Below are 6,103 nucleotides of genomic sequence, written 5' to 3'. Positions count from 1 at the left end.
GAGGATCGCCGGAAACAGCCCTTCCGGGTCGGCGCCCGACAGGGTGAAATCGTCGGTGTGGCAGATGCCGGTGGCCTTGACTTCGATCAGCACCTCGCCGGCCCGAGGACCCTCGAGCTGTACGGTCATCACTTCCAGAGGTTTGCCGGCCTGAACGGCTACAGCGGCGCGTACGTCCATGTCTCCATCCCCTTTGCACATTATAATCGAGCTCGGCTGGTTCGTCAGTACACCCCGACCGATGCAGCCCTCCTACCAGCGCTCGGCAGTTGATCCTTGCCGATGACCACCGGCAACCAGCTCAGCCATCAAAGTGACGGCATCTTCACTGCGTGATCCTCTCGTCCTGTTCATCGAGCAGCGGCACACCGTAGGAGAGCAAGAGTTTGTTGATGTCCGCCTGATTGTCCCGGATGAAGGTGTTGAGCGTGCGCTTCCATTGCTGGTCCGACGGCCGCACGCCCATCGTGATGCGATAGATCATGCGTGAACCACCCTTCTCCCTGGTCAGGGGCACGATCGCCATGTCGACCTTCGACTTGCTTGCATAATACCCTGCCATCGGTCCCCAGACTACGGCCGCATCAATCACGCCTGCCACAATGTCCCGGATCATCACCTCGGCCATCGACGGCACGTTGCGCGTGTCGACCACGAGAGGATAGACCTTTGCCTTGCGCATCAGTTTTGCCGCCGCCATATTCGCGGAGGGTGGTGTTGCGTGGACCACGCCGATCCGCTTGTCGAGAAGCCTCGGATCGCTCAGCGTCTCGACACCGGAAAGATCGCCATCCTTCCTGTAGATCAGCACATAGGAAGAGCGATAGTAAGCATTGGTGTTCTGGACGAGTTCGTCCCCTTGCGCGTAACCCATGATGACGTCGCAGCGATTGGCGCCGAGGGTGTTGCGGACAAAACCGGGGATCGAGGGAAACCACGTATAGACGACCGAGCTTCGTCCTGTCGCGGCCGCGACCATCTCGGCGAGCTTGTTCTCGAAGCCCTCGCCGCTCTGGTCGGAGAAGGGAATGTTGGAGGGGTCGGCGCAGACCCGCAGCGTCTCCGGGTCGACCAGTTCGCCGGCGGCCCCGAGCCCGGCGCTCTGGGAATGCGCTTGCAATGGCATCAGCACGGCCGCCACCAGGGAAATGAAGGTTCTGCAGGTCGGCTGGATGCCCTGTGCCATCTCATCCCCCCATGCAGGACGCTTCATAGGCGGTAGCCGCCTCCGGCTTGTCGGCCTTCTTGGGCGGACGACCACGGGGCGCAGCGCCGACAGCGCGGGCGCGCAGGTAGATGTAGATGTCATCGAGGTAGCAATAGACGTTTTTGTTTTCGCCGAACGCCGGCATGACAACCTCCTTGCCGCCGACGACGCTCTTGCGTCCTTCGGCGACGATCGACAGGAAGGTCCCGTAATCGAGGTTGATCATGGTTTTGGCGAGAGCCGGCGCATAGGAGGAGCCTTCGCCGTCCGGCCCGTGGCAGACATGACAATCGGCGTGATAGCGGCGATATCCGTTGAAGGTGTACCAATCCACGACGCCGTTCTCGATCTTGAAGGTGGGATTGCCGTCAGCGTCGAAATGCTTGCCGTCTTCCTCTGACGCGCTGGCCGCCTTTTCCTTGCTGTCCTCAGCTCGGGCGGCGTCAGTTGCAATCAGCAGGAGAACGACGGCAAGCGCCGAACTGATGAAGCGTGATGACATGCATGACCTCGTCTTCCAACCGCCATCGACCATGGCTGAGGGCTTGAGATTCAGTCGGTGAAATCGAGAGCCCGGCAGTCTCTGCTGATACGGGCTCTCGTCTGGGCAGGCGCTTGCCGGCTTATCAATCCGGGAGACCGAATACCGTCAGTTGCCCGCCGAGCGTGGTGTATTCGGCCAGTGCGGCATAGCCGCCCACCGCACCCAAACCTGCCGTGGCGATGCTCTTGCTTTCGTCCGTCGGAGCTTTCTCACCCGATACCGCCTGTTGCCACGCTGCTGCACCCTCGGCTGCCAAGAGGCCGCCGGCAAGGCCGATGCCTGCCCAACCACCGACACCCGACAGCACCGCAATATACTGCTTGCCGCCGTGCTCGAAGGTGTTGATGTTGCCGATGATGCCGGAAGGAGTCTTGAACTTGTAGAGTTCATTTCCCTGCATATCCACGGCCTTGATGTAGCCTTCAAGCGTGCCGTAGAAGATGACGTCGCCTTCCGTTGCAAGCGCACCCGACCACACTGAGAACTGCTCCGGCTTCGACCAGACGATCTCGCCCTTGGCCGCGTCCCAGGCGATGAAATTACCCATGCCGCCATGGCTGTTGGGTGTCGGGTACATGTTCACGGTGGCCCCCACATAGGCCTGACCGGCCGTGTAGCTCACCCGGTAGGGTTCGTAGTCCATGCAGACATGGTTGGTCGGCACATAGAACAATTTCGTCTTTGGCGAATAGGTTGCCGGTTGCTGGTCTTTCGTGCCAAGCGCCGCCGGGCAGACGCCGGTGGTGTTGAAGTCCTCGCCGTTATGCTCGGTGGAATACTTGTCCACCACCTGCGGACGGCCGTACTGGTCGCTCTTGGGGTCCATCACCACCTCGGTCGCCCAGTTCACCGTCGGATCGTATTTCTTGGCGACCAGAAGCTCACCCGTTGCACGGTCGAGCGTATAGCCGAAGCCGTTGCGGTCGAAATGCACGAGCACGTCGCGCGGTTGGCCCATGATTTCCATGTCGTCGACAAGGATCATTTCGTTGACGCCGTCATAGTCCCATTCGTCATGCGGCGTCATTTGATAGGCCCATTTGGCCATGCCCGTATCGGCATCGCGCGCGAAGATCGTCATCGACCAACGGTTGTCGCCGGGTCGCTGGTTGGGGTTCCAGGTCGAAGGATTGCCTGTGCCATAGTAGATGAGGTTGAGTTCCGGGTCATAGGCGTACCAGCCCCATGTGGTGCCGCCGCCGGTCTTCCACTGCTCGCCTTCCCAGGTGTTCATCCCGGAATCCTTGCCCACCGGCTTGCCGAGATGGGTTGTCTTCTCCGGATCGATCAGCGTCTCGGAATCAGGACCCGTCGAATAGGCCCGCCAGGCGCGCTTGCCATCGCTCAGATTGTAGGCAGTGAGGTGGCCGCGGACACCGTATTCTGCACCCGACACGCCGACGATGACCTTGTCCTTGACGACCATGGGCGCGGACGTGCCGGATTCGGACAGGCTTCCGTCGATCTTCTCGCCATTCTGTGCCTGCCAGGCGACCTTGCCGGTCTTGGCGTCGAGCGCCGTGACCATCGTGTCGGCCTGGTACAGGATGATCTTACCGTCACCATAGGCCGGTCCGCGGTTGACCGTGTCGCAGCACATGATCGCAATGACGCTCGGATCCTGCTTCGGTTCGTATTTCCAGAGGATCTTGCCGTCGTTCTTGAGATCCAATGCATAGACAATGTTCGGGAACGGCGTATGGACGTACATAACGTCGCCGATCACGAGCGGACCACCTTCATGGCCGCGCAACACGCCGGTGGAGAAGGTCCATTTGACCTGAAGATCCTTGGCATTGTCCTTGTTGATCTGGTTCAATTTCGAAAAGCGGGTGTTTGCATAGTCGCCCGTGGGCATCGCCCAGTTCTTCGGGTCGGCCGCAAGGGCCTTCAGTTCGTCATTGGCCAACGCATTTCCGGCAATGGTCGCTGTCAGAACTCCAGCGGCCGCCATCGGCAGATATGCGAATTTTCCGAGTATGCGCATGCGAAGTCCTCCCGATGTCGTTAGTCACCCGAGGCTCGTCTTCACAATTCCGCAGGTGACCACAAAGGCCAGCCCAAGCATCTCATGCTCGTCGTGGGACATGCGCTTCCGTCAGCGTGTCACGGCTCATTCGGATCGGCAGAGGGCACCGTTATTGCCGAACCTCTTGATAAGCGAGACTTCGCCGCTCCCAGACAAGGCTTGAAGCCGGAAACCGCTGGAGAATAGGCGATCATGCAGAATAAAGCAAGGTTCATTATACAACCGATGCTGCAATGCAAAACAAAAGATGCTGCCTTGCAATACGGAAGTTACTAATATTTGTCGAATCAAGATTGGCTGCTATGTGAGAATTTACTAGACTAATACATAGCCAAGACAGATTAATTTAAGAGCCTGCCCTAGGTGTCGAAGCCGGAGGAGATTCATGGTGACGACTGGTAACTCGGAAGTGATCGGCTTGCTGGTTGCGCTCACGGGTGGCGCGTCGGCAGCGGCCGCTGGAGGCTACCCAACGGTTGCCGTCGTCGACTATGTGTATGGCTGCATGAAAGCCAACGGCGAAACGCGCGCCGCTCTCGAACGCTGTTCATGCTCGATCGACGTCATAGCGTCGATCATGCCTTACGAACGCTATGAGACGGCCGAGACCTTCAGGAGCCTCGGACTTCAGACCGGCGAAAGAGGGGCCCTCTTCCGCCAGAGTGCGCCGGCGAAATCCGCCGACGCTGAACTGAGGCGAGCGCAGGCTGAAGCGGAGGTCCGCTGCTTCTAGAGCATGTCACCCAAGAGTGCGCAGCGGTTTTGGGATGACGACATGCACAAAAACAAAGGCTCTGACTGGCGTCGCGCTCTGGGCGCGATCAAACCGCGTCTCGAAACCTCTGGTGAAATTCCGAGACAAGCTGGTCCAGCCACGCCGCCTCACGCAAGTGACGCGGGAGGCCCACGTCGAAGATGCCCAGCACATGCGCCGGACGCGGCGATAGCACGACGATGCGATCGGCAAGCAAAAGCGCCTCACGCAAATTGTGGGTGACCATCAGGGCCGTGGTGGGCCTCGCCGCCCACACCCTCATCAGAAGCTGGCGCAGTTTGTCGGCGGTTCGTTCGTCGAGCGAGGTGAACGGCTCGTCCAGAAAAAGAATTGCGGGCTCCGTGGCGAAGGCCCGGGCGAGCGCGGCGCGGCGCGCGAGGCCGAGGGAAAGTTCCGAAGGGTAGAGCGCCCGCATTGCCGAAAGCCCCAGAATGTCGAACAGCCAGTCGAGGTCCCTGTCCCTGAGGCGCGGCGCCAAGGCAAGACGGACGTTCTGCTCCACAGTCCGCCAGGGGAGGAGCACCGGCTCCTGGAAGACCGCAGCGACGCGATTGGAACCGTCTTCCGGTAGTTGATAGCTGCCGGAAAACTGCCGATCGAGGCCCAGCAGAATGCGCAGGGTCGTGGTCTTGCCGCACCCCGACGGGCCGAGCAGGCAGGCGAATTCACCCTGCCTCACCTCGAAGGAAAGTCCGCGCAGCGCGACAATCGTAACGCCTTCCGCCGAGCGAAACGTCTTTTCGGCAATGTCGACTTTAAGCGGAGCGGCGACGCCAGCGGGTTGCATGTCGTTCAAGTGGCTGCACCAGAAGGAGTTCGATCGACAGCATGATAGCCACGAAAGCGAGCGTATAGGCAAGGATGGCGGCAACATCGAATATCTGGAAGTAGAGATAGATCTGGAAGCCGACTCCGCTGGAGCGGCCGAGCAGCTCGACGACGAGCACGATCTTCCAGATCAACGCAATGCCGGAGCGCGAGGCGGCGGCGAAATAGGGCTGCAGCTGCGGCACCAGGATATGGCGAACCTGGTCGATCGGCCCGAGCCGATAGACCGTCGCCATTTCCGCGAAGCGGGGCTCGAGCGCACGCGCGCCCTCGCGCATCGTGACGACAACGTTGGGTATCTTGTTGATGGCGACCGCGCCGATTGCGGCAGCCTCGGTCAGGCCGAACCAGATATAGGCGAGCACGATGACGACTAGGGCCGGGAGGTTGAGGAAAAGCACGAGCCACGGATTGAAGAAGAAGTCCGCCCGCCTGTGCATGCCGAGCAGGACGCCGATGACCGACCCAACGATCATGGCGACGACATAGGCAGCCGCGACCCGCCAGAGAGTCATGGCCAGATGGAAGCAAAGGTCGCCGCTCGCCGCCTCCTTGAGAAGGACCTGCCAGACCGCGAGCGGTGGCGGAAAGGCACGGCTCGGCCAGATGCCGGCCGCGAGGCTCCAGAGCAAGCCCAAGGCGAGGAGCGATGCCATGGCCGTTGCCGCCGGCAAGGCGGCGCCGATCCAACGGGCGGTGCGTGGGCGCCGGCGTGCAGGC

General features: G+C 60.8%; 6 protein-coding genes and 1 pseudogene. 1 reads left to right on the top strand and 6 read right to left on the bottom strand.

What is annotated here, in order from left to right; translation table 11 throughout:
- The 4 genes and pseudogenes from ATC00_RS27100 to ATC00_RS27085 all read right to left on the bottom strand — a co-directional run.
- Positions 1 to 180: pseudogene (locus ATC00_RS27100) on the bottom strand (alcohol dehydrogenase catalytic domain-containing protein); the annotation flags it as partial.
- Positions 181 to 325: 145 nt separating this feature from the next.
- Positions 326 to 1,186, bottom strand: a complete 861-nt coding sequence (locus ATC00_RS27095; protein ID WP_037390559.1) for a substrate-binding domain-containing protein — start codon at positions 1,184 to 1,186, stop codon at positions 326 to 328.
- A 1-nt stretch (position 1,187) separates the two neighbouring features.
- Positions 1,188 to 1,709, bottom strand: a complete 522-nt coding sequence (locus tag ATC00_RS27090; RefSeq protein WP_037390560.1) for a c-type cytochrome, methanol metabolism-related — start codon at positions 1,707 to 1,709, stop codon at positions 1,188 to 1,190.
- A 124-nt stretch (positions 1,710 to 1,833) separates the two neighbouring features.
- Positions 1,834 to 3,705, bottom strand: coding sequence for a methanol/ethanol family PQQ-dependent dehydrogenase (locus tag ATC00_RS27085; protein ID WP_052035649.1), 1,872 nt, complete (start codon positions 3,703 to 3,705; stop codon positions 1,834 to 1,836).
- A 460-nt stretch (positions 3,706 to 4,165) separates the two neighbouring features.
- Here ATC00_RS27085 and ATC00_RS27080 point away from each other — a divergent pair, with 460 nt between their 5' ends.
- Positions 4,166 to 4,513: a hypothetical protein gene (locus tag ATC00_RS27080; RefSeq protein WP_037390562.1), complete on the top strand. Its 348-nt coding sequence runs from the start codon at positions 4,166 to 4,168 to the stop codon at positions 4,511 to 4,513.
- Positions 4,514 to 4,601: 88 nt separating this feature from the next.
- Here ATC00_RS27080 and ATC00_RS27075 read toward each other — a convergent pair whose 3' ends face one another.
- Both ATC00_RS27075 and ATC00_RS27070 read right to left on the bottom strand, forming a co-directional pair.
- Positions 4,602 to 5,342 carry an ABC transporter ATP-binding protein gene (locus ATC00_RS27075; RefSeq protein ID WP_064255108.1) on the bottom strand — a complete coding sequence of 247 codons (741 nt, stop codon included), beginning with the start codon at positions 5,340 to 5,342 and terminating at the stop codon, positions 4,602 to 4,604.
- Entirely contained in the window at positions 5,311 to 6,039 is a 729-nt protein-coding gene (locus ATC00_RS27070; RefSeq protein WP_064255124.1) for an ABC transporter permease, read from the bottom strand. Before ATC00_RS27070 ends, ATC00_RS27075 begins: the two co-directional genes overlap by 32 nt.
- Positions 6,040 to 6,103 lie beyond the last annotated feature (64 nt).

It is taken from the genome of Sinorhizobium americanum, assembly GCF_001651855.1.
In the GTDB taxonomy this organism is placed as follows: domain Bacteria; phylum Pseudomonadota; class Alphaproteobacteria; order Rhizobiales; family Rhizobiaceae; genus Sinorhizobium; species Sinorhizobium americanum.
This window is presented reverse-complemented; position numbering and strand designations above follow the sequence as displayed.